The sequence below is a fragment of the Nitrososphaera sp. AFS genome, assembly GCF_009898475.1.
Lineage (GTDB): Archaea > Thermoproteota > Nitrososphaeria > Nitrososphaerales > Nitrososphaeraceae > Nitrosopolaris.
The window spans coordinates 6,820-10,394 of record NZ_QURE01000119.1 but is presented as its reverse complement, the minus strand read 5'-3'; the positions used below and the strand labels follow the sequence as shown (position 1 = coordinate 10,394).

2 protein-coding genes are annotated in these 3,575 nt (G+C 35.8%); both read right to left on the bottom strand.

Annotation, left to right across the window (positions count from 1 at the left end; all coding sequences use genetic code 11):
• Positions 1–911, bottom strand: a 911-nt coding sequence (locus DYY65_RS10640; RefSeq protein ID WP_236561796.1) for an NADP-dependent oxidoreductase, incomplete at its 3' end; no start/stop codon positions are given.
• 244 nt (positions 912–1,155) lie between these two features.
• Entirely contained in the window at positions 1,156–2,763 is a 1,608-nt protein-coding gene (locus DYY65_RS10635) for a helicase-related protein (RefSeq protein ID WP_162477937.1), read from the bottom strand.
• Positions 2,764–3,575: the final 812 nt, after the last annotated feature.

Genomic DNA, 3,575 nt, shown 5'->3' with positions numbered 1-3,575 from the left:
TTAACCCATTTGGACATGTCAGTATAGAACTGATTTAACGTATTGAGATGATCTCTAACGATAAATCCCTGAAGGTTGAGTCGCTTTGTGATAGCTAGGAACATATTTGATGGACCAGGCGCAGGGGAAGTCTCATTATACTGGGAAATCATTCCGCAGAGTACAATTTTACTGAATGGTTTCATTTGATCAAGCGCTGCTTCCAAATGATTTCCACCTACGTTGTCAAAGTAAAGATCAATTCCATCTGCTGACTTGCCTACTTTTCCTAGTTCTGCAGATATACTATTCTTTAATTCCTTATAGTTAAATGCGTAGTCTATCCCTGCCTCATTAATTAGCCATTTGACCTTATCATTTGAGCCAGCACTTCCTATTACGTAGCATCCATTGATTTTTGCAATCTGGCAAACTACTGAACCTACTGCTCCCGAAGCAGCCGACACAAAAACAGTCTCTGCCTTCTTCAGTTGGCCAATTTTTAACAGACCGACATATGCAGTGAGTCCTGTCATCCCAAATATTCCCAGAGATAATTGAATGGGACCAATATTCGGATCAATCTTACTTACGTCACTGCTATTGCTACCACCACCCTCTGATATCCAATTTTCGCGCCATCCCTTCATTCCCAGGACATAATCACCAACAGCAAACTGATCATTTTTCGATTCCACTACCTTACCAATACATCCACCTTCTAGTGCTTTTCCCAATTCAAATGGAGGTACATAGCTTTTCCGTTCTATCATACGGCCACGCATATAAGGATCAACTGACATCCAAATGTTCCTTACCAAGAATTCACCTTTTCTGGGACCTGGGATCTGAGCTTCTGTAAGCTCGAAATTATCATATGTTGGCATTCCAACAGGCCGTTTTTTTAAACGGATTTCACGGCTAACTACCAAGACTATCCTGTACTATGACAGTCATTTAAGAAAAGAGTTTATCTTTGCATATCTATATTATTCGTAAGTTAGTGTAGCAGCAATCAAGTTTTTATAGCCTCCTTACTTCCACATTCTGCGATACACAAAGTTAGGAATATGGATAATAAAGTAGCTTCTTGAAGACTTCTCTAAGAACCATAAAATCTATCATATCATCTTTGAATATATTTAAGCGATAATCTCACTTTAGAATGTATCTCCATTAAGACAAAAAGTGAGAAACATCTGGTTCGGAGTTTACTAATTCTGTTGCTGTGATATGTTTGCATTTTAAACCTCTAAAGTTATAATCCTTACATGTACATGTTTTAGCTTGTGCATTTACCTCATAGTATTTGTCTCTGTCTTTACTACTTCTGATTTGATATAATTTTTGTTCTTGATCTGTATCTACAATTACTGGTTCATGTGAATTTACTTCCAGTATGTTATAAGCTTGCTTTGTGCGCCTTTTTTCTTCTTCTCCAGTTCCGCCGTCTACTTCGTCCGTCACAGTCGTTCTTCCACCAAGTTTGATCGCCTCCCTAAATATTTGCAAGGTCGCATCATCTTTAGTTTCTGAGATATATACTACATAGATTAATGCCCTGCGCTTTCCATGATATACTCTGACTATTCTTCCTATTCTTTGAATCACTTGATTCATATTCGAAGTAGTAGCTAAAATAATCTCTATTCCTACTTCAGGAACATCGTAGCCTATTTCAAGAGTATGTACTGATAACAAGGCATGGAAGTCTTTACCCCAAGAAGAAAGGATTTTCTGTCTTTTTATGGAGTTAACAGTACTGTCTATTACCATAGATCTTATTCCTTCAGCCTCCAAACTAGCCTTCAGCTTGTTAATTGAGTCAAGTGTTTCACTAAAGACCATGATCTTCTGACTTGGATGTTTTTTCACTATCAGGTTTACTGCTTCAAATATTTTGTTTTCAGCACAACTCAACAAGACTCTTCTCTTTCTTACATTTAGAAACCACGCTCTAGCTAGTCCTCCTACAAAACCACCTTTTCTTAAAAGTAGCGACATCGAGGTTGCATCATACCTTTTGAAGCGTGAAGAAATATTTTTTATTTTCGTAGAATACGTATCATAAAGTTTCTGCTCTTCTTCTGTGAACTTTACTTGCATAGGAATAACAACTGGCTTTGTTAGTCTTTTGTCTTTGACAGCCTCTTTTAGCATGTATTTCTTAACAGGAGGTAGAACTGTAATGATTGTATTGTACCTAGAATCTTGCTCATTTATTGTGGCAGTAAGACCTAAAAGGGCCTTACTAGCGTCTTCCACAGCTATATCAAATACCTTTCTTAGCACCTTGGAAGTGTCACTCACAAGATGTACCTCATCAAAGATTATCATTTTTGATCCTCGTATAAGATCAGGATTATAGATTACACTTTGATATGTGCTTATTGTTATTTCTCTTTTGTCTTTACGTTCTCCAAAATATACTCCTATCTTATCAATTGGTATGCCATAGTTTGACAACCTTTTGAGATACTGGGCAATTAGGACGATGCGTGGAACTAATAAGAGAATAGACATTGAAGAGTCAGTAGTAGGAAAAGGAGAAGAAGAAGAAACTGAGATAATGTCTGCTGCTCTTCTTGCACATTCAAATGCTATCTCTGTCTTACCAGTACCGCTGCTGTATATTATGGAACCTCGCAAGCCACTTGAAATCCATGCATCTACTGCCTCAAGCTGATGTCCTTTCAGATGAAATGGAAACTTTAGGTTAGATATTGCAACAGAAGTTTGTGTAAGAAGAACTTCTTTAGTATGATGAATAAATTGGCCTTGCATCACTTATATACTCCTAGATTTCTGAAATCCCCTTCCAACAGCTGAAATCTAACCAAGATAAATAAGCAGCAGCACTTAGGGTAAAGGGAGGGAGGGTCTATCAGCAAAAAATTTTCTTTATATAATAAATAGATTATAGAATTAGATCCTTCAAAATTAGGATCTCGTAACATGTAGGGTTGAAATATCATATCATATCAATAGCTGTTGTCTTCTTTCAATCTCCTGCAATTTTGTTGATAACTGTACAAGTTGATCTGATAATTGTGAAATAGCATCATACTTTAGCTTGTCACGATTATTTAGGGATTGATTCAAAAGTTCTAATTCTTCTACCTTTGTATATCTGCACCCTGTCTTTCTAATTGGGGTATGTTTAGAAATGTCAACTATTGTTCAACTTCGAAATATCTCTGCCTTCTCTAAATCCTTCTTTGTCCAGTATGTAGAATCAAAATGTCCTATGAACCATTTAGAAAAGTCAGAAATTATTTTCAATAGGAGGTAGTCCAAATAATACTTAATAACCAGTGACACATCATGAGATATTGATATTAACTTAAATCTAGATATTATTAGTGTATGATTAAAATAAAATTAAATCCGGGTTTACCAAAGACATACACCTAAATGTCATGTCATTGACTTGAGGAATATCTCTAAATTGATATGTATAAATAAGAATAGTTGATAAGAAGATTAAATCACCATTAAGGTTTAAGATCTAAGGTGGTATTACATTCGGCTACATTTGTTAGAAAGGTATTTGGAACATTATGAATAACTTTTACTTTAATAGGGATAATCAAGTT